The following is a 26,229-nucleotide window of genomic DNA, read 5'->3' as shown; positions in this document are numbered from 1 at the left end:
TTCCTAACGCAGGTTAAACACCTGAATTTATAACCACTAAACATCAACTTTAGACTTAATAATATCTTTAACAGTAATATTTACATCCCCACTCGGCAAAGATAATACTGAACTTTCCCCTATTGTAAGCCCAAGTAATACTTGTCCCAAAGGGCTATTACGGTGGGTAATACCTTCCTGATAATTGTTAAAGTTATTAGAAATTTTCACACTAACAATTTTCTCAGGATTTCTACTATCCACATATTTCACTAAATCATTTACCTCGACAAAATCATTGAAATCCTCAGCTACATTGTCAAATACTAGTGCATATTGATTTTCTTTAACTGATGCTTTCGATAATTTAATATTTGGTTCAGTTGTATTATTCTCAATCAATGGTTTTAGATTACTCAATTTTTCTAGCAAAATTTGCATTTGCTCTTGTGAATTTTTGAACCAATCTGTTGACCAAATACGGTGTATCCTCCACCCTAAACTTTCTAAAATCTGTTGACGTAATCGATCACGATCACGACTAGATTTTGCTGAATGATACGTTGCACCATCACACTCAACTGCTAATAAATATTCTCCAGGATTATTTGGATTTTTAACAGCCAGATCTAAGAAGTAGCCTGCAACACCTAATTGTGGTTCACATTCATATCCATGTTTTGCTAATGCCTTCATTACAGCAATTTCAAAATCACTATCCGGAGCCTTACCTGTCTGTTTTTCTTCATGTAAGAAACCTGTCTCACAATATCTCAAAAATGCTTTTAGGGCCGATACTCCTTTACTACTCGTATCAGATGTCAAGATATCTGTAGAATTCATTGAAGAGATAATATGCATTCTCTTCTTCGAACGAGTAAAGAGCACGTTTAAACGTCTCCACCCAGAGCTCTGATTAATAGGACCAAATCGCTGAAATACTTTTCCACCAATCTGACTTGGCCCATAAGTCATCGAAATAACAATAACATCCCTTTCATCACCCTGAACATTTTCAAGATTTTTGATAAATATAGGCTCAAAAGATTTCATTTTTTTATCATATAAACTCTGTAATAAAGAGTTTTCAGATAATTTAAGCTCTAGCTGGTTTTCAATTTCATCTCGTTGCTGGCTATTCATTGCAACAATACCTATCGACTCTTCTCTGTCTTGAAGAATTAGTTCACATACTTCATTAACAACAGCTTGAGCTTCCTCATAGTTACGTCCTGAATTGAATGTACCTGAGACTTTTTTGAATCGAATGCCTAATTCAGGCGAACTTTGTATTGCTGAAGGAAATAAAATAAGGTCAGAGTCATAAAAATGCTTATTCGAAAATGCAATCAAAGATTGATGTCGCGAACGATAATGCCAACGTAAGCGTCTCTGTTTAAACATTGAAACTGAATCTAAAATACTTTCTGCATCTTCAACTCCTACTAAATCTTCTTCGTCCGTATCATCCAAGTTTATAGAAGTACTAAAGAAACTTGTTGGAGGTAATTGTTTCGGATCTCCTACAATAATTGCACTTTTACCACGAGCCAAAGCACCAATAGCATCCTCTGGTAGAATTTGAGATGCTTCATCCATAATCACTAAATCAAAATCAAAAAGACCAGGCTTCAAGTATTGAGCTACAGACATAGGACTCATCATGAAACATGGTTTCAATGCCTGGATCGCATTGGGTGCCCGCTCAAGCAAAGACCTAATAGGTATATGTCTCATTTTTTTTAAAGATTCTTTAGCTATGAGAGAATATTCTGTTAAATCTGATACGCGACCATAAGCAATTCCTTGAGGTACATCAACTGTTGCTGCATTGCTAGCAATCTGTTTTCTCTGCAAAGCTATTAATTCATTATCATAATTCTTAAAATCATCAACCATTGTTGATAATTCCATCCCATTAAGCTTCTGAATCAACGTATCAGTATTTATAATATGCTTTGCTAAAGAACAATATACAGAAAGCTGTACGGTATCGACTAATGAATAACTCTCTAGTGAACCATTTTCCAACTTTCCAATAATATTTTTGAATCCTAAAGCTTCAGCTTTAGATTTAACTGATTGATAATTACTCCAAGTAAATATCCAATCTTGATTATCTAAGGCTAGATCATTTCTTCTAATCAAATTTTCAAAAGAAGTTTTATTTAGATCGACCCATGATTCATCTGCTTCCGAATTATCTTTAAACTTTTGTTTAAATTTAGCCTCATTATTAAAATGAAATGCAATTTTGGCATTAACTTCTTTAAAATTTTTATAACTTTCTAAATTTAAAATATCTAAAAATTTATTCTTAATATCATCATCACAACCAGAAATAAATTTCAATAAATCCAGAGTCTTATTTACTTTACCCACCTCAATATTATTAACTTTTCCTTTAAAATCATTTAATTCCCATTCATTTGATATTTCTGGATGATTGTTCTTTATTTCTTCAAATTTTATTAAATTGTGAAGATTCTCATTAAACAAATTCAACTTACTTTCAATAGTTGAAAATGAATTATTCTTATCAACAATTAATGTATGAAGTTTATTCTTCATCTCCTTAAGATCGGACAATGTAGATGAAATATCACTTGTCTCATTAACAATCTCATGAATATTTTTTAAACCTTTAATTTTATTGTTATATAAAGTAGAAAATTCTTCCAATAGATTTAATGAGATTTTAATTTTTGGTGCAATTTTTCGATCATATTCTTCAATGATAGATTTAATCAAATTGCTTTCTAGTCTTAAGATTGCAGAACCAATCTTTACTCTCTCATCAAAACCAACACCATAATCATGACGAATACCTTTATACCATTCACGTAAAGTTTTTATATCATCTAAAGGTGTATTAACACCATCATACATATGACCTAAAATTTTATATTTTTGATTTAAACTATCAGCTATATCGATGTTTTTTCTAAAATCAATTAATTTAGAAAAGTTATTCTGTATCTCAACAAATGGAGTATTTTCATTTTTACTCATACCTGTGATGAATTTTCTTGCTTTCCACCATCGTCTAGTAAAATACTTAAAGAATCCACCTATACATACATTTTTATAATTTACTTCCAAATCATTTAGGTCTGGTAAATTATCTATATTATAAATTTCTTTACAATCTGGATAATTTCTTTGTAGTTGATTAAATACAGGCTCAAATTCCAATATAAATTGATCAACATTAGATTCATCAAAAATTTCATTTCTAATTTTTAGCAATTCAAATGGCAAAGATTTTAAATGAGTTACTAATAACTCCATATCCTTAAATTTTTCCTCAGAATATCCAAAAACACTTTTAAGTTCATAAGGTATATTATTTTTAACTAATTCAATATCAGGACTTAAATCAATTAATGATTTTCTAATATTTTCCAAACCATCTATTGCTTCTACCAATTCATTGAAAGAGATAATTTTATCTAATTTATCACTCTTATTAATCAAATCTTGAATATCATTAATCTGTTGAATATCCAAATTTTCTAGGAATTTCTCATCAAATGTAGAGGAAATTTCAATATAATTTTTATTTATTATAGAATATAAGTTAATATATTCCTCTAAAATATCAATTTTCGAAGTTAATTGATGTATTAACTCATAAGATATTTCTTCATCACATTCCGGCAATTTATTCGCATTTACAACAATTTTTTCAACATACTCTAAATTAAAATCATCAATAGAAAAGACCTCCGTAATTAAGGACTTTATTGATTTTAATTCTGCATTCCATTGCTTAAGTGAATTAACAATTTCAACCTTATCTGAATCGATTAGATTTATTTTATTAATTCCAAACCAGTAATGTTTGAAAATATTTTTATCTATACTCTGATCACGAGTTTGTATAAATGCATTTTCTAATAATCGCCCACAGTCGATATAACTATAAATTTCATCTTGACTTAATGCACTTATATTTAAATTATCAATTAACACCTCTTCAGGATTTATATCTAACAATCTTTTCAATTTTGCTGCTTTAGCTAGAACTTCATGCGCTGTAAGTTTGGTTGCACCCCATTCCTTATTAATACTCTTAACATATTGATTTAAATTACTCTTACATAAATCTAATTTATTTTTTGTTACTTGCAATTGATTTGGCTTTGTATACTGTCCTATTTTTTTATATTGGTCACTTAAGTCGTGTAATATTTTTAATTTATTAGATTTATGGCTATGTAATTCTAAACAAAATCCACCTAGATCTGCTTTATCTAATCTATCTTTTACTACGTTTAAAGCAGCCATTTTTTCAGCAACAAAAAGTACTTTTTTTCCATTATTGATAGCGGCAGCAATTAAGTTAGTAATAGTTTGCGACTTACCTGAACCAGGAGGGCCTTCAATAACTAAGTTTTCACCTTTTACAGCATCAATAAGTGCACTATGCTGGGAACTATCAGCATCATAAATTATTGGAAATTTTTCATTAATATCAGCAATATCATCTATTTCATACTCTATATCGAAACTATGGTTCTCTCTTTCTTTTGCAACTTTGCTGAATAATTGTTGAATTACTGGATGTTGTTCAATTGAATGACCTTCTGGCCAAATGCCAGGATCCAAGTCTTGATACATAGCTTGCTTTGTAAAGTTCAGCAAACACATGCACACTTTACGTTGAATTTTCCAACCTTTTTCATGGGCTAAAATATTTTTTTCGATTAAGTTAAAATAATCTTCTGGTACTATATCTTCATCTAATAATGGCAATTCTAATCCGAATTCATTCTTTAATTTCTCATGCAATGTAACATTACTGAGGAGCCCATCATCTAGCAAAGAAATTTCAAAATTATCATAACCTCCATTCTTAGTTTTTGGTTTTTTCTCTATTTTAATTGGTAAAGTAAATAATGGAGCTAACCTTCTCATTGAAGAATCTTTACTTTCCGCCCACTCTAAAAAGCCAATCGTTATATATAGGACATTAGATCCAGTCTCACTAAGAGATGATTCAGCTTGCTGTTTTATATGCTTAATTCTAGTTTCTAAATCTTTTGGATAGAGCAAACTTTGCAAACAATCACTATCAGCATGTATTGAAGTACAAAAATCATTTTGCTGTAAATCAAAGCTAGTTTGATAGCCCAAATGCTTTGCCCATGATTCGACTGTAGGAGCTAAGTCTTTTAAATTAGAATCTTTTTTACCTTCATTCTGATAATAAGCCTTAATTTCAGCATCTGTTGGTTTTGGAATTGCTGCTAAATCTATTGTTTTTTTATCACTTAATGCTTTGAATACTGCATTTGGAGTAGTTTCAATAAATTGAAGGCACTTACCTCTAGGAAACTTATAATTTAATAATGCATTTCTTGAGCTTAAATCCAATAGTCTTTTTCGGATTGACTCTAATGAATCATATGCAAATGTTGTAGCGCCTTCAGTCATATAATTCTTAAAAACCTCTAAAATTTAAAGCAATATTTTTATATATTTATGATATCAATTTGAGTTTTATATTGATAGCTAATCTATATCATCTAACCGTAAAGTGAAAAGCAGCCCAAACTATAAAGACTGAAAAATTTTTCTTAAAGTTTGAATAAACCAGGTACGGGCTTCTAAATCATCATGATGGTTGTACCAGTTGGCACTGACATTAAAGGTTTTAACCGCAAAAGGTAATTCAAAAATATTGACGTCACTATTACGTTCATAGACGCGTGCTGCACGTGAAGGTAAGGTCACCAGTAATTCTGAATTAGTCACAACATCCTGTAATACACTGAAATGTGGCACTTCCAGCATGATATTCCGTTTCAACCCAAGTTCTTTCAGCCTTTGATCAATTTCAATATGGCCGGTAGAAGATTTAATCGCAGCATGTTTCTCGTGTAAATACTGTTCTAAACTCAATTGATCCTGAATACGTGGATGCTGTTTATGAGCAATACACATATATCGTTCTTCAAATAAATTGCGTGATTCAATCTTGGGCATCACGGTATAGCTGCTATTAAACACAGCAACATCCAAGAAACCTTCAATCAGCCATGCTTCCACTTGATTTGAATGAATTTCTTCAATTTCAACTTTTATAAAAGGTGCTTCTTTAGATAGATATTGAATCAGTGAAGGTAATAAACAGATCTCACCTAAATCGGACAGACCAAGACGGAAGGTCCGAGTTGAAGTTTTGGGATCAAACTGTTGTGTCGCTGCAATGGCAGTTTCAATTTCAGCAACTGACTGACTAAAACTCGGATATAAAATCTGGGCCAACTTGGTGGGTTTGACGCCAAATTTGTCGCGTTCAAAGAGTGGATCATTAAGAAACTTACGTAAGCGATTGAGATTGTAGGTCACAGAAGGCTGACTTAAATTAAGCCTTTCGGCTGCATGACTAATATTTTTTGTTTCGTAGATGACAATAAAAACTTTAATAAGACTCAGATCAATCAATTTTAATATTCCAATATCAATCAGGGAGGTTACCCTCCCTGAATCAATCTTTAAGCTTGTACAACCACAGGTTTTAATTTTTTCTGTTTCAGACGATAGTGAATCATTGAAACGCTAATCACTGCAATCATACATGGGATAGCCAGAGCAATAAAATTATAAGTGAGCGATAAACTCAAACTCAGCAACCAACCACATAAAATTGGACCTAAAATTGCACCTAGACGTCCTACACCCAATGCCATACCTAAACCAGTCGCGCGGATATTGGATGAGTAAAATTGTGACATATACGCCAATAATAAAATCTGCCCGCCAATAGAAGCTGCCCCTGCAACTGCGATACAGATATAAAGAACAAAAGTCGGTAGACTGTAGCTGAGCAAGAACAAGGCAATCGCACCACTAGCAAATAAAGTGCATAGTACTTTAGCCAAATTAAAACGATCTGCGAGATATCCACCAAAAATTGCGCCTAGCATACCACCAATATTGAGTGCAAAAAGGAAGACTAAACTGGTGGATAAATCATATCCCGCCTCAACCATCAGTTTTGGTAACCAGTTGCCTAAGGCATAGACCAAAATTAAAGCCATAAATACACTGGTCCAGAACAGTAAAGTCACAGGACCACGATTCTCTGCAAATAGATCTTTCACTGGTGACTTAGATACAGCTTGATTCTCATGATGCAGGCTAATCTGTGTCTGGTTGTTATACGTGATACTGCTATCAATTTGTTTAAGGATCTGAAAAGCTTGTTCGGTTTTTTTGCGTCGTACTAAATAATCAATAGATTCAGGTAGCAAATACCAGATCACCGGTAACAGCAATAGCGGTAAACCTCCGATGATAAACATAATTTTCCAGCCAAATTGCGGCACTAACCACATTCCTAATAGTGCTGAACACATCCCACCCACTGCATAGCCACTAAACATCAGTGAAACGAGCGTGGCACGTAATTTTTTCGGTGCATATTCAGTCATCAGAGCGATCACATTCGGCATGACCCCGCCTAGACCGAGACCCGCCAGAAAGCGAAAGATACCAAAGCTCTGTGGATTAGTCGCATAGCCACATAACAAGGTAAAACCACTGAACAAGAAGATACAAAGCGCGATGAGTTTTTTACGGCTAAACCCATAGCTTTCTAACTTGTCACTCAGACTGCCAAAAATAATCGCACCAAACATCATGCCGAATAAGGCAACACTACCAAGAAAACCGGCGGTGATGGTATCTATTTGCCATTCCTTCATGAGTTTTGGCAAGGCGACACCATAAATCACCAGATCGTAGCCATCAAAAATAATAATCAGGGCACTCAGTAAAATCACACGCCAGTGAATCGCTTTCAATCGGGCATGATCTATAATCTCATTGGCATTAATACTTTGCATAATTGACCTCCCTGGTCGAAACATTGTGCAATTTTTTTATTTTAATTTATGAACTTAACCAGCCATTCTGATTTTCTGCTGTAGTTCTTTCTGCAACGATGTTGTAGCTGTTTCAATATCTTGTTCAAGTGAGTGCTGCCATAACCAATCAAAGCGATGAGCTAAATGAGCGCCAATCTCCTCAAAACTCGGATATAGTGGTGAATAAAGTTCATAAATCTCACCCGATTCATGCGAGGTATGCTGAACTTTTACAGCACGCTCTAGACGTACTTCTTCATAAATTCCAGATACTAATTTGATGGTTTCACGCGTCAGCTGTGGATTAGCCAACAAATTAGCCAAGATTAATGCATCTTCCAGGCCTTGTCCGGCACCGGCACCTTGATGCGGTAACATGGCATGCGCAGCATCACCAATCACAATCACATTGTTTGTCTTATTTTTATAGGTTTCTAATGGCTGAATTTCATGCAGTGCCCACAGCGTCGGAGCTTCAATTAAATTCAATAATGCCTGACAGCTATCACTCCAGTCTGCAAAATCTTCGAGCATTTCCTGTTTGGAAACAGATTTTGTCCAAGGGGTATTTTCTGGCAAGACGGTTTGCGTACGGTCAGATTTAAATGCCACAATATTGATTTCTTCTCCCTGGCGAATTGGGAAAGTTAAGATGTGTTTGTCCTTACCCAAGAACATTTGCGGAACGTCAAATAACTCTGGATCATTAGCGAGTTCCTTGATAGCCTGCTGAAAATCCTTAAACTTAATAATGCCGCGATATGCCCATGTACCAGAAAATTGAGGTGTCACGCGTGGAAGTTGATGCGAATCTAAAACATGATTGCGTACTACTGAATGAATGCCGTCACAGCCGATCACATAATCGTATTCAACCTCTTGTCCATCCATAAAAGTAATTTTTGCCTGATCGGCAGTCGCATCAATGTGCTGTACGCGCTTATTAAAATGTACATTGGATAAAGGGACGAGAGGAATTAAAGTATCCAAAAAATCGGCACGATGTACAGAAGATTGACCTACTTTCGGTGCGACAGAAGCAGATAGATATTCATCTGTATAGCCATTCCGCCATTGGAACCAGATATCGGTATACGGTGCTTTTACTTTATCAGCAATACTTTCATATTCTTTGCCTAGACCCAATAGATGGATGGCTTTGACAGCATTTGCACCGAAAGAAATTCCTGCGCCAATTTCTGAAAATTGGGCAGCAGATTCATAAAGATGGACATCCAAGTGTTGAGCTTTTACCAATTGGGTTGTGAGTGCTAATCCTGCAATACCACCACCAATCACAGCAACTTTAATTTTTTTATTCATTTTAGTATTCCTTACTAATTTCCTTTGAATTCTTATCATTCCCCATTTTTTACTTTTAATCCAATTTATATTTTTTAACTTATACTATTTAATAATTTGATATTAATAATCAAGGCTACCAACACAAAAAATGAGCAAAATAGAAGAATTGCTGCCGTATAAGTGGGAGCTTGCCTGAGTCAAGTAGGCTTCACCGGATGCCTCCCCTTATCAGATAGTTTTGGGAATTTAGAGTTACTCCAATTTTACATTTTCTTTAATCTGTACTTTTGCTTAGGACTTTTTGGTTTATCAGGGATAGTACGCTCAATCAGCCCAGCTTCAATTGCTGGATTCAGATAGTTCTTTTGAAATGTAGCCCGATGAGACAACCCTAATAATGACATCAATTCAGCTAGCGTGTATTCATGTTTATCCATCAAAGCAACCAGGCGCTTAACTTGATCGCTATCATGTTCGCTAGCTTGATCGGTGACTGTAGAACTTAGAATCGCATCCAAAATCATCTGCAATATAAACTCTATAAATGACGCTGAATCCGTCTGATCAGTACTGGCTTGCAAAGCATCGTAATAGGCTTTTTGATTTTGATAAATTAGGCTTTCAACAGGTATATTGGCAAAAATAGGATTCCACTGACTCAATATCAGTGTCTGCCAAAGCCTGCCCATACGGCCATTACCATCAGCAAAGGGATGAATAAATTCAAATTCATAATGAAAAACTGAGCTTTTAATCAATGGATGCTCTGGGCTTTCATCCAGCCACTGCAATAGCTCCCCGATTAAACGATTCACTTGGTTAGCTGGTGGAGCCATATGTACCACTCGATCGCCAGACATTACACCAACTCCACCATGACGGAATTGTCCAACTTCATCAATTAACCCCGTCATTAATATTTGATGGGCTTGCAATAAGTCCTGCTCACTGCTGGGTTTCCATTGTTGAAATGCCTCATAGGCTTTTATTGCATTACGGACTTCCTGAACTTCTTTGGGTGGAGCAATCACAGGTTTGCCGTTTAAGATTGCTGTAATCTGTTCTTCACTAAGGGTATTTCCCTCTATCGCAAGAGAGCCTTGAATAGTTCTAATCCGATTGGCTTTTCTAAGTTTTAATCCATCCTGAATTTGAGTCAATACAGTCAAACGCCCTATAGACTCACTAATCTGAGCGACCAAGTGAATGATTTTAGAAGTAATCGTATAAGGCGGTTGATATTTCATAAGTTTGTTATAGATTCAATATCCTAAGTCAAGATATTAAACTCTAATATGTTGACTTTTTATAGCTCTCTCCCAAATTTCTCCGGCTATTAGATAGCATAGAAGTATGGAGATGGTGGCAGCTTAACTGACGATTTAATATGAACTCCTATAGATAGTAATTGTTTTTCAATATTCAACTTTTACCCATAATTTACCCAATTATCATAAATTTATGAAGCCCATAACGTAAGTTATGGGCTTCATATTTTGTATCGCCTGCGTACAAGAGAAACACAACTGAAAAGGATTTTTATGACTTGTATATTTTACTTGCCTAAAACTTTAGACTGTTTCTCCCACTCCGAAACATAAGCGAAATCAACCGACATATACCAGATCATAGCAAAAGCAAAACATCACTAAACACTACTTGCTAAAAAAAAGATTAAACAATTACTTATCAGCCTACAAGCGTTAGATACTTATTAATTGAAATTAGCCTATCAGCGCCTAGGTAGTAAAAATAATAATTAAAAATCAGTTATATATGAGATTATATTTTTGGTTTTTAAAATTATAAAATTTCGTGCTGTTTAAACATCGCCGTAAAGAAGTCTTTTACAACTGATATTGCATTTTCTTCGGGCGTATTTTGATCATTATAGAACTCCGCACCACCGAAACGGTAAACCTCATACCCTCTTAAACGTAACTCACGATCTACCCTAACCATGTCAGCATATCGTTTGGTATCGGCTCGACCATCTTCTTTTGCATAATGCTGTTTTCCATCAATTTCGATAATCACTCGTTTTAGATTTGGCAAAATCATTAGAAAGTCGATGCGTTGTCGAACACGTGTTTTTCCACCTTCTAAATCTTTTGCTCGCATTGGATCATATGCGATATAAACTTGTGGAATAAGTGCTGGCAGTTTTTCACCAAGTTTTGCATGGAACAAAGAAAAATAGTATTTAAAAAATAGCTGTTCAGGTGGAGAATCCAAACATTTATTTAATCGACTTCTGAGCGTTAGATTAGGATCAATATTGATTTCATTCCACCAGTCTTCCATATCAGACCAGTTGAGATGGTCGATAATTTTTCGGTCGTATGCCAGTGGATTCCCATTATCTGAAATTACAGACACAGTACCATCTAATGCATCACTAATACCAATATTCGGTTTTGTGCCAATTGCACCGAAAATCAGATAGTCTGGTGCTTTATTGGGTTTATATTCTTGTTCTTTAATTTTAAAAAATGGATAGTTTTTTGACTCATCTAAAACCAGAATCATCCCATCTTTTTGCAGCACATCGTTGATTTTAGCAATTAAAATTCTATTTTCCGATTCATCTCTTAAGTTAGAATTGGCGATATTTTTAAGCAATTTCCTAAAAGTTGCTGTTGATACTTCAAAGATATTAAGAGTATCAAATAATTCATCTATTGAACTAAACCTTTGATCTTTAATATCTTCTGTTAAAAATATCTTTGATAACTCTTTAGATGCATTTTCTTTTCCGAATACATCTATTGGCAAAATATTAGCAATTTTTTTACGAGTTTTTGAGCGTATAGGCGGTAATTTATCATCATAGTAGAAACTGATTTTATTAAATAAAGTTGGATCATCAATTTTATTTGAGTATGTGATACAAAATTCTATACAAGTCTTTGGATTTATCATTCCTAAAATATTTTCTATATCTGATGTATATAACCAGCTTTTACTCATGAAAAGGCTATTTCCTTCCCTATAAATTCTATCAACTTCTCTTTTCACATTTATAGAAGTTAAGAAGTCACTTCGACTATCTAGAAATGAAATAATTTCATTTTCAGGCTTAAATATATGATTATATTTACTTAAATATTTTGAGGTTTCTTGAATTACGGCACTAATATTCATAAATTCTTGTGTTCAATTAAGGTCATACAGCTAAACTATGAAAAATTGATAGCTACTATCATGCATATATTTAAAAATCATTTAAATTAGCTTTAAACGCAATTGCTTTAAAATCACTTGTATCTTTAGCACCAAATGGATTTTTAATTTCTCTAATCTCAACGATTGATTCTAAATCTTCACTCAGTACAACTCTGTAGATATAGGCTTCTTCACCTTTCGCTTTTAGCACATTAAACTCATTAGCGCTAAAGAAAAAATCAGCTTCGGCATTTACTGTTGTCGTTTTGACTTCTATATAACGTGATTGACCGCCAAAATAACTTTCAATGTCATAGCCTTGGCTGACATTGATTTTCCTACGATCAATGATGTATTCATCAATTTTTGAGGGATCAGCACCGAGTTTTTCTAGCCGCTTTTTCTCATACTCAATGGCAAAGTCTTCACCTTTTATACCAATGGCATCTTGGCGTTCAAGCTTTTTTAACAAATCTTCAGGTGATAGTTCTTTCATTGTTGAAGCTGTTGAAGCTGTTGAAGCTGTTGAAGCTGTTGAAGCTGTTGAAGCTGTTGAAGCTGTTGAAGCTGTTGAAGCTGTTGAAGCTGTTGAAGCTGTTGAAGCTGTTGAAGCATATGCCATTAATGCTTGATATTGTGAAAAAGTCACATTAGAAATTTTAATGATTGTACTTTTATTCTGAATACCACGAATTGAGCGAATTGCTGAGTGTATTTCTTTAGGGTTAGCATATCTTTGAATCTTACCATTAAAAATATTTAGCTTGGATATTTCGCCAAAATCTTGAACATCATCTACATAGAAAGTTGCACTATCTTTATTCGCTTTCAAAGCTAATGTAAAACCTTCATAAATCTCGTAGGCGATGAAAGGCGCATTTTTATGATCGACATAATGCAATGCTTTACCATCACATCTCTTTTGTAAGTCTTCATAAATTAAAAAACTTTCTAAATTGTGGATATGATTAGCGAAATGCTCATCCTTACTTTCAACGAAGACGTTTATTGGATAACTCATTACACCCCCTCCACTGCATTCGCTACCAAAGCATCTGCTAAATGAAGCTTGGTTTTCTGTAATTTACTTTGTAAAACTTGAAGTTGTTCAATGATAGAAAAAAGTTGATTTACTTTTTCTACTATACGTTTTTGTTCATTGAGTGGTGGCAATAAAAAAGGTGCTTCTCTTAGTTTTTCCTGAGAAATATTAACTTGGCTTTCCGCCATTCCTGACTGATTATCTTTCAAATAATCTCGAGATATACCTAAGTTAATAGCAAGAGCTATAAAAGCCCCATACAAATTATGCTGACTATAACTAATTCTAATTAACTTATCTGAAATCATGAGTTTAGGGCGGATTTTATCAACATAACACGCTACACCAACCCGATTATATGGCCCAGCACGAGTAACTAAAATATCGCCTGACTTCAGCTCAGCTTCTATACGAGGATCTAATTCCTCAGGTAATTCCTTATTTTCATCTTTTATAAAATAATTACACTGAACAAAAGTTGTTTTGAGGACACCCCATTTATCTTCTTTAGCTGGGTATGGATGACAAGCAGGGCTCCAGCCCGCATCTAGATTCCAAATGATTTGGTCTAAATTAACTAAACTCCAATTACTAGAAAAATCTAGATCCAATATAGGCAAACTATACTTTTTGCTCCGTTTTTTTAACATTCCATCTTTAATCAGCTTCGCTTTTTCATCCGCAATTTTTTTTAGTAACTCACTTGCAGGCTCATCGCTTGGGTCTTGTTTCACTAACTTACCCATCACAGCAAGCTGTAAAACCGTTTGTTTTAACTGTTCAATGCTGTGTTCCGTAGTAAATAACACATCAAAGTTTGCAACGATGCGTTGCCAGTTATCTTGAAACTCATCGGCATCATTTGATTCTGTTAGGGCTTTAAGTAATGTATCGACCAATGTGGCATGCGCATCACTGCTTAAAGTTTGTTGTTGCTCAAGCTGATCACACAGTTGCATGAGTTCATCGACTTTTTCAACGATACGTTGTTGTTCTTCGATTGGTGGTAAAAGAAATGGAGTAGATTTGATCTCATCTACTGATGGCATATTTTTTTGGGCAGTACCTTTTAAATTCGAAAACTTATCAATTTTCATAAAGTACGTAGGAAATAAGATTTTAAAATAATTATTCAGCATAATATCTTGATTTAAAGATATTTTTAATAATGCTTGGTTAATAATTCCAGCTTCAAGATCATTAGGAGCAATAGCAACCTTACCGACAGTTCCCGAACAACTAATAATTATATCTTCTGCTTGAACCTCAAAAGCCTTTAGCTCTTCAAATTTTTCTGCTGTAATATAGTAATTTCCAATATAAAAATTATCGTTAATAGCATGCTGCTGTTCGTAAATTTTATATCCTGAATCTACAAAAAAAGATTTTTGAATCGCACTACCAAATGGACCACGTTTTATAGCGTACTCATGATTTTTTAATATAAAAGGAATGGAAGTTATCGCCCATTTTCTAGGAATACTCTTAAATTCAGTATTATAATCAATCAATGAAAGCTTTTTAGATTTTTTCAAAATCCCATTTTCAACAGCTTTATTATTTAGTATAACTGAATAGTCTATCAAACTATTTGCATCTTGATCCTTTTCACACTGTGGTATCAATTTTCCTTTTACTGCCAAATCCAAAATCAATTCACGAAGCTTTTGCACTCCATAAATCGTATCATTCGAACCCGAACTACGCCCACGCCCTGATTTTTTCTCAGTTTCCGCAGTCAGCCAAATATCCAAATGCTCGGTAATGAGCTGTTTTACATTGGTCATCTCATTCACCCTAAATTATTGGCTTAACGCTTCATCTAAAATCGTTTTAAGCTGATTACGGATTTTGCTGATCTCAGCCTGTAAATCCGCATACTGTGCTAACAATTCCTCAGGGTCTTTGACTTCCTCTTCCGCTTGATGCGGATTCTTAATATCTAAATTGTAGTTACGATCTAAAATCTCTTGCTTAGAGACTTTCCATGCCTGCTCATTTTCAACACGACTGGCAAAACCCTCAGCCTCATTGCCCCACCATGCTTTTAATGCATCAAACTCTTTCAATTGAATCGGCTTAGTCTTGTTATACGCTTTTACGCCTTGTGGCAATTGATGTTCATAGAACCAAATATCTTCGGTCTTTTTGCCTTTGGTGAAGAATAAAATATTGGTACTGATGGACGTGTACGGTGCAAAAACAGACTTCGGTAAACGTACAATGGTATGCAGATTACATTTCTCCATCAGCTCTTCTTTAATGGCGGTTTTAATCCCCTCACCAAACATAAAGCCATCAGGTAAAACCACGGCTGCACGACCATTGGCTTTTAAAAGCTGAATCAACAGCACCATAAACAAATCGGCAGTTTCACGGGTTTGGAACTTCGATGGGAAATTCTTCTCAATGCCTTGTTCTTCCGTCCCCCCAAATGGTGGGTTAGTCAGAATCACGTCCACACGTTTGTCTGCTGTCCATGAAATCAATGGATAAGACAAGGTATTGTCTCGACGGATTTTTACAGGCACATCTATGCCGTGCAAAATCATATTGGTGGTGCAAAGCAAATGCGGTAAAGGTTTTTTCTCAATGCCGTAAATGCTGTCATGCAAGACTTTTTCATCATCGGCATTTTTCACATATTGCTCACGCTTATGCTCAATTGCAGAAGTTAAAAAGCCACCCGTACCACATGCAGGATCAAGCACAGATTCATGCAGTTTTGGATCAACAATTTGTGCCATAAACGTGGTTACAGCACGAGGGGTATAAAACTCGCCTGAGTTTTTCGCATTTTGCAGATCACGCAGCAATTGCTCGTAAATATCACCAAAAGCGTGACGTTCACTTGATTTATTAAAGTCAAAGCCTTTTTGAATCTGGTTAATCACTTTACGAATCAGACCACCTGATTTCATGTAGTTATAGGCATCTGCAAAAACAGACTGTACTACACGGGCACGAGGATCATCATTTTCCTGAGCAAGATTTTGTAATCTTGGGAAGAGCTGATTATCAATAAAGTCTTTAAGGGCATCTCCTGTAATACCTTCATCATTAGCTGCCCAGTTACGCCAACGGAATTCTTCAGGAATTGGTGATTTAAAGGTCTTGCCTTCAAAAAATGCAAGAGTTTCTGCTTCTTTTTCACGGTCATCAATCACTTTCAGGAAAAGCATCCAAACCAACTGACCTAGACGTTGTACATCACCATCTACGCCCACATCTTCACGCATGGTATCTTGAATAGACTTAATTGTTCCCGAAATGCTCATAATTCGACTTCAAATCATTAATATTAAATTTGTGCAAGAGTTTAACAGACAGCAACCTTATGACACATCATCGTAAAGTTGATCGCCCAGTTCTTTCAGTGCTTTTGTATATTCTTCAACCGAACCAAAGGACTGAATAATTTCCATGAGTGATCCTATCTGATTAAAAGGTGGAACTTTTAAAATCTGCACATCTTCAATCGGCTGAATCCCTTGATCAGCAAACTTGTCCAGCAATGCATCTAACACCTGACGCGCCTGCTCGTTGTACTTGGTAAAGTAATTACGTTTACGGACGTTATTGGCACGTTCTTTTTTAGTCAGTGCTGGCTGATCAAAAGCAATATGACAAATCAGATCAAAAGCATCGAAGTCCTTACCAACTTCATCTTCCAGTGCTTCAAAAATCACACCTTGCTTTTGAAATTCTTCAATAATTAGCGATTTTTTATTTGCCCCTTTCCATTTTCGAAGAAAGGTATCTAAAGACTCATAATCCTTCAGAATATGCTGACGGGTGTAATCTTTAAGTGACTCTGTGACTAACTTGCCATCATTGTCATAGAACTGAATACGTTCCCCAATAACTTTCACAGGAACATTGTTCACAACAAATTTTTTAGGTGGTTCACCTTCAGTATCATCATCGCCACTATCTGTGGGAGGATCGAAAATCGTTGGCCCCGCAGTTGTATCACCACCAACTTCTCCATCGTCTTTTTCTTCTGGAGGGATAATCGGTTCCCCATCTTTTGGTTCATAAATCACGACCGGTTCACCATCAAAAGCAGGATCGCTAAATAATTCTGTCGCTTTCTTAAAGTCCATAATGGTGAACCAAGACTTTCCAAACTCTTCATTTACTCGTGTACCACGACCAATGATCTGCTTGAACTCGGTCATGGATTGAATATGCTGATCGAGAACAATCAATTTACAAGTTTGGGCATCAACCCCTGTCGTCATGAGTTTAGAAGTCGTTGCAATGACAGGATAACGTTCTTCAGGGTTAATGAAGTTATCTAGTTCGGCTTTACCTTCTTGATCATCCCCTGTAATGCGCATCACGTACTTGCGATTTTCTTTAATTTTCTCAGGGTTCAGGTTCACAAGTGCCTGACGCATACGCTCTGCATGATCGATATTGTCACAGAACACAATGGTTTTGGCATACGGGTCAGTACTGTTCAAATACTCTGTAATTTTTCTAGCGACTAACTCTGTACGCTTTTCGAGGACAAGCGTTTTATCCATATCTTTTAAGTTAAAGATACGATCTTCGATTTCATTACCGTGTTTATCTTTTTGCCCTTTAGCTGGTCGCCACCCTTGCAGATCCTTATCTATATCAATACGAATCACTTTGTAAGGTGCAAGGAAACCATCTTGAATCCCTTGTTTCAAGGTATAGGTATATACAGGCTCACCAAAATAAGTGATGTTGGATGTATCTTTAGTTTCTTTGGGTGTTGCAGTTAAACCAATGTGGGTCGCTGAACTAAAATATTCAAGAATGTCACGCCATGCGGAATCTGCTTTAGCACTGCCACGATGACATTCATCAATCACGATTAGATCAAAGAATTCAGGAGTAAACTGCTTATAAATATTCTTTTCTTCTTCTGAACCTGTTACAGCCTGGTATAAGGACAGATAGATTTCATAGCTTTTATCAACCGTGCGATTGGTGATTTTTGTCATCTTATCGCCAAACGGTTTAAAGTCATTATTCTTGGTTTGATCAACCAAAATATTACGGTCAGCCAAAAAGAGAATGCGTTTTTTTGCACCCGACTTCCATAAACGCCAAATGATCTGAAAGGCTGTATAGGTCTTGCCTGTACCTGTTGCCATGACCAATAAGACACGATCTTGCCCACGGGCAATCGCTTCTAGAGTTTTATTAATTGCATTGGTTTGGTAATAACGCGGTGTGCGATCTGTACCATCATCGTAATATGGAAATTCAACAATAGCTTTGGCTTCAGGGGATATTACACCATGATGTTGCTGATATAGATTCCATAACACATCTGGTGCTGGGAATAGATCTAATCCTAACTCTGTTTCCACCTTATTGGGATTAAACAAACCTGTCTGGTCATGCAATAAGAAACCATCTCCATTCGTTGAAAATACAAATGGAGTTTGTAAACAGTCAGCATAACCAAGCGCTTGCTGCATACCAGCACCTAAAGTATGTTTATTGTCTTTGGCTTCAATCACCGCAATTGGAATGTTCTTTTTATAGTAAAGAATATAGTCTGCACGTTTGGTCTCACCGCGGGTATGTAATTTGCCACGAACCATGATTTGACCTTTGGTAAAAGTCACTTCTTCACGGATCTGTTGCGCTGTCCACCCTGTATTTATTAAAGCGGGATAGATAAAACGAGTGCAGATCTCACGTTCTGACAAATCTTTTTTAGACATACATCCTCAAAGCGAATAACTTAATTTTTATCATATATTTAAAGATAACCATTATTTCTAAAATATAAAAGCAAATACTGCATGCTTTTAAACTTAGGTTGAATAGCTTGAAACAAAAAAATAAGGGAGCAAAGGCTCCCTTTCTATTCTCGACTCGCCAACTTACTTTCAATCCATTGATGGATCTCATAAGCTGACCAGCCGATACGATTTTGAGTAATTTTAACTTTCCTTGGGAATGTAGGATCGTAATAAGGTGAATTCTCATCCATCATTTCATAGATAGTTGAACGTCCTACTCCTGTAAACAGCACAACTTGTTTGATATTGATAAGCTGATTCATTTGAAATGTTTGACCAATAAATGTATTCATGACTGATTCTCCTTAGATTGTTTAAGCGAGCTGTCTACCGCTCAAACAATCAGGACGTTCTGTAAAAAACTAATTTGAATACTTCAGCACCTTGGCCTAATTCACCGCTCTTACACTTTGCTGCAACCCATGTTGAATATCTTGTACAAACCCTTCAGGCGAAGTTTGTTGCTCCACTGCCCGGTTCTGTTCTTGTTCAGGATAGTATTCATCCAGCACATCCAACCCTTCCTCTATATCTGTTTCAAATCGCGCATTGGCAAAACCCTTCCTTGCCGTAAAGTCCAAAGCCTCCTGATAAAACCCCGCCTGCTTACTCTGCTCATCTATTTGCTTCGCCTGAACAATAGCCTCATTTAGGCTAACTTTCTCTCTTAAAGTCAGATCCACGTAATACACCGGCTGACGATAGCTTTGTGTGGTGCTTTTGCCTCTTAAAGTCAGTTGCAAAGGCAGACAAGACAATAAGCCTCCTGACGCTGCATGGTAATAACTCAGCCGTGCAGCCAAAGTCCGAATACTGTTGAAGCCTGTGGTTCTAAAGATGAAGGTGCCAAACTCATCTGAGTCATCTAAATTCACATGTAGACGCCCATAAGGTTTGCAGTTGCCACCTTGAGCAAGAGGACATAAATCTGGCGATGGACAGGGATGTTGCTCTACGCCTTGATTGGTTAAACGCTGGCAGATTTCCCCATTACCGACACAGACTGGCCGTCCAGTCTGACGGTCAAATAAGGTGTATTCAGCGCGTAAGTTCAAATCAGGATCATTGAAGATCATTCTGACAGGGATTGAGCGCAGCTTTTGATTAGGTGTATTGGCTCGAAGCTGATCATCTAATGGATGTTTAATCCATCCCTCTTTGCTTTGGATCTGAGAAGTAATGGTGAACTGATCATCTTTTTCCGGTAGGCGTTTGCCATTCTTTTCTACTACCCGACCAATACTGATACGCCCTAGAGCTGGTGGTGTAATCGCTAAACCTTTAATCATGGAAAATATCCTTAAATTTATTTTCTTACAGATTTGCCGCTGCTATGTAAGAGACGTGTTTCAAAGACACTCAATAAATCCAATCAACAGAAATAGATTATTGCTAGCAGACCAGCCGTAGATATGTAAGAAGCATGTTTCGAAATAATTGAATCAACTAAAAATGAATGAATAACGTTGCTAGCAACAAAAGCCGCGACCGTTTGCCCTCTATTCCTAGCGAATGGAGGGCGGGGAGCGGTTTTTGCGCCTCGCTATTTGAATGGGCTGAAATAGGCTTAGTCGGTATAGATATTGAAACGACGAATGCCCGGCTTTTGAAGGGGGTAAAGCTCAATGAGTTCAGGCTGATGCTGAAGTAATGCCTTGGTATTCAGGCTGATAGAGTCTTTGGCTTTCTTCCAGACCACAGAGCCATTGGCAAAGGTGGCTCGTTCAGCATCTTTCATCAACATCTGGATGTGATGCTTCAGCTGGTCAAAGCGTTCCTGCTTATACTGAATCTCTTGCTTCATTTTGATGAGCTGATCGAACATCAAATTGGCATTTTCATTTTGCGAGAGATCTTCAACAGTCAAGGGTACATGCGCTGGATAGAGTTGCAGAATGGCTTTGGCTGCGGATTCACTGGCATCGACTGATGGCGGAGTATCCGTTTCTACACACTCCCAGAAATAACGCTCTGCCTGAATGATGTGTCGAATGACTGATTCAGAACGGCTGACTTTAAAGATCTTGGTTTCATGCCCACAGATCAGAACACAGACATGCGCTGCCTGCTTGCCTGTCACTGCAAGTTGGTGTTGCACCTGACACAGCACGTACAACGGCACACCATCTCGCCATAGCCTGGCACCATGCTCTCCGGCAGTTTTACACTCCAGGATCTGGACGTCATCACTCCCCACCACCGCATAATCCAGATTTGCCAACATAAAAGCTTTGTCTGGGTCGGGATGCTGAAGCACGGCATTCACTCGTCTCACTTTATTATTGGTGTGCAGACTGTAGTACTCAGCCACCAATGGCTCTAGCTGTTTGCCCCAATACAGCGGTGCAACGCCTGAGCTGTCATCATCAACATTCTGCTGAGTTCGACCAGTTTTAATCATCCACAGTTCCAGCATTGACATGTAGGGATTCAACCCACATGCGGTTGCGGCATCACTACTGCCAATGCCTTGCTTACGTACTTCCAGCCATTCCTGGTAATCCATGTTTTTGGTATTGGCTAAACGCTTGGCAGTCGTTGTTCGTTTAGCAACTGTATTTGATTGATTGCTTTCATTCGGAATTGGGAAATGAGTTCGTTGAGGGATATTTATCGGTGCAATCTGATTCATGCTCTGATCCTTATAAAGAGTGAGGTCTGTAAAAATTTTCGGCATAAAAAAAGCCACATCTGGAGATGTGGCAAAAGGGGATTTTCACTGGAGAAGGATCATCTACATGACCCTTAACCATTATTGTAATAGCACTAGCTTAAATGAAACTTAAACTACTAAGCGAAGCGCCTGTTCTAGTCCACGCTGCTTTAACGCAGCACCTGCACCAAACCAAGCAGAGTCCAGACGATGATCGGTACTCATGGCACGACGTTCATGATCGGCAAACTCGGTAATTGAACAAAGTAAGCCATAAGCGGTATCTTTGGCTGAGCTAAGCTCTGCACCACGGCCTTGTCCATTGAACATGTCCATGACTTTAGCCATAGCGCGTCCATTCGGTTCAGGCTTTTCTTTGGCTGGATTTGGAGTAGCCATATTGCGATAGAACTGAATGATGTTCTCTTCCTGATCTGCAATACTTAAGCTAGTGTTATTAAACACGGCATCAAAATAGGCAGCGGCTTCTCCTTGAGTGACTTTACACTGAGTCAGCTGTTTCATCTCATACATATGCTCATCCCAGGCACGGACTGAGATGCCCAATTGCTGCTTAACTTTGTCAGCATCAAACTTAGTACTGTGTGGCACTTTCACGACACCAGCACTGCTACTTTGTCCACGTAAGGCAATGGCTAAGGTGTTATTGCATACCACCCGGATATTGGTGAACTGTGCTGTGGTGGCCAACGTACCGTCACAGGCAGTTGCCAGCAGAATATAACCATTACTGACATCCTTGCCCTTCAGTGCCGTAGATTGTCCGGTACGGGCCAATGCCCAGAACTTCTTCCCGCCTTTCAGTACACCTGCGGTTTCCAGTTCAAAGCCGGATTGCTCAGTTAGATCCCGATAGAACTCCAGAATTTCCATAGGCTGGACTTCCTGATACCGCTGACTGACCACAGACAAGGGAGCATGGGTATCGGAACGATACAGTACCCGCTGTTCTTCATAGGGCATGATGATGCTCTGCCCTCGTTCATTCTGGGCCATGTAGCTAACATCGGAGGATTCAATCCGCCAATCCATGCCTGCCTGCTGTGCCCACACTTCAATAGGCTGATTCTGAGTGAGTTGATTGCCAAGACCATGCCAAGGTGTTTGTCCGACATAAGCCATTTGTTCAATTTGATGTGCCATATTCTTTCTCCAAAACAGGTTTAATCAAAATTGCGCTGGCAAGAATGACAATGAAAGTAACGCATTGGTGGACTTACTGGACGGGATGGTTGCATGAAGCTATCTAGCAATCCACCGACCACTGCCCCCGCAATCCCACCCATCCATGGTGAGATTGGTAAGGGCAAGCTTTTGGAAATGCTTGCTCCAATCCCTGCACAGGTCACTGATGATAGGCTGCCTTGATTCTGCGACTGCTGATCAATCACACGACTGACGTTTTCGGAATGGCAATACGGACATGTAATATTCATAAGATATACCTCTAAAATGAAAAAAGGCTTACCGTCTGATAAGCCTTTGAATGTAGGAATAAACATTCATAGTTCATGTAAATGATGTATATCTGTAATTTTTTGGGATCGACGGTTCTTCCGCTTGCGCTGCTCTTTCTTTAACTGCCCCTTTCTAAACTGCCTCATACCTAACAAGGGCCCTCGAATATATTGATCATCCTTTTCAGGATCAGCTAAGTAAGCAAGCATCTTCTGAGCCTTGCGTCTTTTATCCAAATCAGACCTTTCAAGTAATTCAAGCCCCCACTGATCTTTCTGCTGGTGGTACTGCTTGTAATCAGATTGATGACAGTTGAAAAATTTACCATCACCACCCGTAATTTTTTTCAACCAGAGCTCACCTATCTGCATTGCCAGATAATTAGCACTCCATCGCAAAGATCCGTTATAGATCACCAAGAGATGACAGTGATAACCGCTGCTTTCACCTCCTTGCTCCAGTCGATAGACATACCCGACCTGATCTTTAAAAATCGTATCCTTATCTTGCACCCGCTTAATCAGTCTTTTGATATCTTGAGTAAAGCGTTCAATACTTGGATCATGTCCAGTGCGATAGGATAAATCCACCCGTACAAGCAATAATTTGCAATGCCTTTCAATCAACCCATCAAAGTACTTAAACACACTTTTACGATTCCTCTGATTGTTGGCACAGAATTCATCAACGAATTGTTCGTGGCGAGTTCGTAGGTCAGACTGGAACTTTTGAAATGCAGGACGACGATAAAACATTTCATCACCGATCATGACTTTACGCTTGGCTTGCATATAAAAGTAAGCCTGAACCAAAGGGCTGTATTCCCTGTTTGATCTAAAAAACGTTTCTGTATATTGGTTATAGTGATCCATCTCGGTATCAAGATCTTGCCAGTGATATCTCTTTTTCATCACTTTTTTCATCAGGTTTTCAATATCGAGTAAGGCTTGTGGTTCATTCATCGTTGTCATTCCATGTTGAGTAAATCCATAGGAGTGACACTTCTGTATTTTTTAACTTTCAAGCTGGTCGGTTATTTTTATCAATAAAACACCTTCATCATTTGGGGATGATGAAGGTTATTAAGTTGTTTAAGTATTTAATAATATTAAATATATATCCTAGCTATTCTCAAACTGAATAAGCCAGCAAGCGCAAGACTAAAATGAAAATCTCTACTTCTATAGCAAACAGGGAAAATCTTACGAATTACCCTGTATTTATAGGGAAAAGTGAAGCGTAAGTTAAGTAACTATAATGCCTTTAACTTGATTGTCCTCGTCTAAAGCGATTCTTCATTTCATCAGAATAACTTGGATCTAAGATCTCTAAAAACACAAAATAGGGTAAAACTCTTTTCTGAAAAATTTCCCATTTGCTTTTGTCACCTCTTTCAATAAGCAATTCTGGCGTTAAGCCATCTGATCGATTTTGCAAAATGGGAATTGGCGTAAATTCTAAATAAATATTCTGCAATTCAAAAAATTCTAGCTTCTCATCTAGAGCTTTTTGAAGAAAATCTTTCAATTCCTTAGGTATATTTCTCAATTTATATACTAGCTCATTTTCAGTTTTTTGCATCAGTTTTGCTGCATCAATCACCCAAACTAAATCCAATACGATATCTTTGGTTTCAAAATCCTCTTTCCAAAAATATAAATAGTCTAGATAACCTTGGAATCCATTAGGCTTTCTGGCTTTTTTATTAAAGTAACTAAAAAAATCTTTAAACTGAACAGCCGACACACGTTCTGACTGAGAGACCAACTTAATTTGTGAACGATATAAAAGAATACTGTGAGACTTATAGTCAGCAAAATGTGAAACTGCTTCCAATAATTTTTTAGAACTTTTTCCCCATTGTTTTGTCATTTCGATACGGCTAGGTCTTATAATTTGGAATGAAGACTCTAGATCACCATCTCGTACTCTGTGATGTAATCGTGGATGTGGAGATCTTCTGTATATTCCCTCTTCAGCAAAATTTTTTAATTCAATCATAAAATCATTTAGTTCACACAATGCTCCCAAACCTACATCTTGTCGAAGTGTGAAAGATGTCTTATACAAAGAAGAGTCCCGCTCTAACTCAATGAAAAAATCTACTAAAAGTTTTATATTTCGTGTTAGAAATTCACAATCTAAATTTTTTATAAATTCCTTCTGATCCAATAAAAATAAAAATTCCAGGCCCAAAAGTGACATCCTTTTTTTCAATTCGTCAGGGGTTTCTTTCTGTACTTTTACACCTGTAGTTCCATAGTAGACAAAAGCTGGTGTTGGTAAAAACAGTAAAGCCAACATAAATACTTCAATGCGTAATAATACTGTTAAGTCATTATTGCCACTTATAATTCTGTCAAAAAACTCCTTCCCCCCTCTCACAATATCGGGTTTCATAGGAAAATTTTTATTTTCTACCAACAACTCTTCATATAGAGTTGTTATGATCTGTAAATATTCTTTCGGCCAAGCATTAGCCTTAACGGCAGATTGCAATTTCTTATTATTGTCAGGTATCCAGTCTTCTAACGTAATATATCTCCTATCCGTAAAGTTTTCACTATTGCCGTGATATTTACGTTTTCTAGAATCATTTTCAGGCTTACGCAAATGTTTTAGGGCATCCAATCTATCATCTTCAAAGATGCGATTAAGAATAGCCTCAGCCAAGTCTTCGATCATTTGATTGTTTTTATCAAGTGAAATTGGTCCGAGAATGTCATCGCTCTCCTGTTCACTCAAACCAACTATTTGATCTTTTTCGATCTCATTCATAATGCTCTATCATCGCTGTTACTATATCTATACCTCTCAAACTACCACTACAATTCCCAGCATGTAAACCATTAATTCCCATATATTTTTAGTTAAATTCCCATGCTACAAACCATCAATTCCCTACTAAATCATTAAATAATTTTCCTTTTTCTAGTG

General features: G+C 36.8%; 17 protein-coding genes. All 17 read right to left on the bottom strand.

Going from position 1 to position 26,229, the window contains the following annotated elements; translation table 11 throughout:
- Nucleotides 1–36: 36 nt before the first annotated feature.
- The gene (locus ACTJIX_RS02125) at nucleotides 37–5,418 is read right to left on the bottom strand and encodes a DUF4011 domain-containing protein (protein ID WP_348962485.1); all 5,382 of its coding nucleotides are present in this window, start codon (nucleotides 5,416–5,418) and stop codon (nucleotides 37–39) included.
- Nucleotides 5,419–5,538: 120 nt separating this feature from the next.
- Nucleotides 5,539–6,429 carry a LysR family transcriptional regulator gene (locus ACTJIX_RS02120; RefSeq protein WP_348962490.1) on the bottom strand — a complete coding sequence of 297 codons (891 nt, stop codon included), beginning with the start codon at nucleotides 6,427–6,429 and terminating at the stop codon, nucleotides 5,539–5,541.
- 53 nt (nucleotides 6,430–6,482) lie between these two features.
- Entirely contained in the window at nucleotides 6,483–7,835 is a 1,353-nt protein-coding gene (locus ACTJIX_RS02115; RefSeq protein WP_348962484.1) for an MFS transporter, read from the bottom strand.
- A 54-nt stretch (nucleotides 7,836–7,889) separates the two neighbouring features.
- Nucleotides 7,890–9,179, bottom strand: a complete 1,290-nt coding sequence (gene salA, locus ACTJIX_RS02110) for a salicylate 1-monooxygenase (RefSeq protein WP_368775944.1) — start codon at nucleotides 9,177–9,179, stop codon at nucleotides 7,890–7,892.
- Nucleotides 9,180–9,424: 245 nt separating this feature from the next.
- Entirely contained in the window at nucleotides 9,425–10,408 is a 984-nt protein-coding gene (locus ACTJIX_RS02105) for a Fic family protein (RefSeq protein WP_440611124.1), read from the bottom strand.
- A 556-nt stretch (nucleotides 10,409–10,964) separates the two neighbouring features.
- The gene (locus tag ACTJIX_RS02100) at nucleotides 10,965–12,305 is read right to left on the bottom strand and encodes a hypothetical protein (RefSeq protein WP_440611123.1); all 1,341 of its coding nucleotides are present in this window, start codon (nucleotides 12,303–12,305) and stop codon (nucleotides 10,965–10,967) included.
- A 70-nt stretch (nucleotides 12,306–12,375) separates the two neighbouring features.
- Nucleotides 12,376–13,347 carry a DUF3883 domain-containing protein gene (locus ACTJIX_RS02095; RefSeq protein ID WP_440611122.1) on the bottom strand — a complete coding sequence of 324 codons (972 nt, stop codon included), beginning with the start codon at nucleotides 13,345–13,347 and terminating at the stop codon, nucleotides 12,376–12,378.
- Nucleotides 13,347–15,155 (bottom strand): restriction endonuclease subunit S, encoded by a 1,809-nt coding sequence (locus tag ACTJIX_RS02090; RefSeq protein WP_348905824.1) that lies wholly within the window; start codon nucleotides 15,153–15,155, stop codon nucleotides 13,347–13,349. Before ACTJIX_RS02090 ends, ACTJIX_RS02095 begins: the two co-directional genes overlap by 1 nt.
- A 15-nt stretch (nucleotides 15,156–15,170) precedes the next feature.
- Complete coding sequence (locus ACTJIX_RS02085) at nucleotides 15,171–16,646, bottom strand: type I restriction-modification system subunit M (protein WP_348905825.1); 1,476 nt, start codon at nucleotides 16,644–16,646, stop codon at nucleotides 15,171–15,173.
- A gap of 57 nt (nucleotides 16,647–16,703) precedes the next feature.
- The gene (hsdR, locus tag ACTJIX_RS02080; RefSeq protein WP_348905826.1) at nucleotides 16,704–19,079 is read right to left on the bottom strand and encodes an EcoAI/FtnUII family type I restriction enzme subunit R; all 2,376 of its coding nucleotides are present in this window, start codon (nucleotides 19,077–19,079) and stop codon (nucleotides 16,704–16,706) included.
- A gap of 143 nt (nucleotides 19,080–19,222) precedes the next feature.
- Nucleotides 19,223–19,453: a helix-turn-helix transcriptional regulator gene (locus ACTJIX_RS02075; RefSeq protein ID WP_004811081.1), complete on the bottom strand. Its 231-nt coding sequence runs from the start codon at nucleotides 19,451–19,453 to the stop codon at nucleotides 19,223–19,225.
- A 96-nt stretch (nucleotides 19,454–19,549) separates the two neighbouring features.
- Nucleotides 19,550–20,449, bottom strand: a complete 900-nt coding sequence (locus ACTJIX_RS02070; protein WP_440611121.1) for a recombination directionality factor — start codon at nucleotides 20,447–20,449, stop codon at nucleotides 19,550–19,552.
- Nucleotides 20,450–20,727: 278 nt separating this feature from the next.
- Nucleotides 20,728–21,792 carry a YqaJ viral recombinase family protein gene (locus ACTJIX_RS02065; protein WP_440611120.1) on the bottom strand — a complete coding sequence of 355 codons (1,065 nt, stop codon included), beginning with the start codon at nucleotides 21,790–21,792 and terminating at the stop codon, nucleotides 20,728–20,730.
- A gap of 150 nt (nucleotides 21,793–21,942) precedes the next feature.
- Nucleotides 21,943–22,977: a DUF932 domain-containing protein gene (locus ACTJIX_RS02060; protein WP_440611119.1), complete on the bottom strand. Its 1,035-nt coding sequence runs from the start codon at nucleotides 22,975–22,977 to the stop codon at nucleotides 21,943–21,945.
- 20 nt (nucleotides 22,978–22,997) lie between these two features.
- Nucleotides 22,998–23,270, bottom strand: coding sequence for a hypothetical protein (locus tag ACTJIX_RS02055; RefSeq protein ID WP_148826625.1), 273 nt, complete (start codon nucleotides 23,268–23,270; stop codon nucleotides 22,998–23,000).
- Nucleotides 23,271–23,336: 66 nt separating this feature from the next.
- A complete protein-coding gene (locus ACTJIX_RS02050; protein ID WP_148826626.1) occupies nucleotides 23,337–24,254 on the bottom strand; it encodes a YagK/YfjJ domain-containing protein in 918 nt (305 codons plus the stop codon).
- A gap of 301 nt (nucleotides 24,255–24,555) precedes the next feature.
- Nucleotides 24,556–26,070: a hypothetical protein gene (locus tag ACTJIX_RS02045; RefSeq protein WP_148826627.1), complete on the bottom strand. Its 1,515-nt coding sequence runs from the start codon at nucleotides 26,068–26,070 to the stop codon at nucleotides 24,556–24,558.
- Between the last annotated feature and the right edge of the window lie 159 nt (nucleotides 26,071–26,229).

This window comes from Acinetobacter sp. 22323 (genome assembly GCF_052044895.1).
GTDB classification, from domain to species: domain Bacteria; phylum Pseudomonadota; class Gammaproteobacteria; order Pseudomonadales; family Moraxellaceae; genus Acinetobacter; species Acinetobacter schindleri.
This window is presented reverse-complemented; position numbering and strand designations above follow the sequence as displayed.